1 protein-coding gene is annotated in these 446 nt (G+C 42.8%); it reads right to left on the bottom strand.

Annotated elements, in window-relative coordinates; genetic code table 11:
- On the bottom strand, window positions 1–446 hold a 446-nt coding region (locus BEB54_RS28275; protein ID WP_123059769.1), incomplete at both ends, for an ISAs1 family transposase.

Raw genomic sequence — 446 nt, 5'->3', positions numbered from 1 at the left:
CCCTGTTTTTGTATCTTCTCTGCAATATCTTTCTGGCAACCCATCGCATCAGTTGTGATGATTTTTCCTTTAATATCCAGCATGTTAAGAAGTTCTGGGATAGCTGTAATCTCATTGGATTTCTCATCCGTCCTGATCTGTCCGATGACCAGACTGTGCATTGTTGAGAACGCACTAATGACATGAATCGCTCCCCTGCGGCGACTCTTGTCATAAGAGTGCCGGAGCGTTTTTCCATCAATTGCAATGACGCCTTTATCATCTGAAGAATGGCAGTCACGCATCCAGTTAATAAAGCACTCGTGAAATTTTGCAGGACTGATACAGGATACAACTCTGGCAATGGTATCGTGAACAGGAATACCATTTTCAAAATCACCATATTGCTTCAAAAAATCGAGATGTGTTTCCCCAAAATCCTCTATATCTTCCCAGCCTTCTGCACC

Origin of the sequence: Escherichia sp. MOD1-EC6021 (genome assembly GCF_002965245.1) — a bacterium.
GTDB classification, from domain to species: Bacteria; Pseudomonadota; Gammaproteobacteria; order Enterobacterales; family Enterobacteriaceae; genus Escherichia; species Escherichia coli_F.
This window is presented reverse-complemented; position numbering and strand designations above follow the sequence as displayed.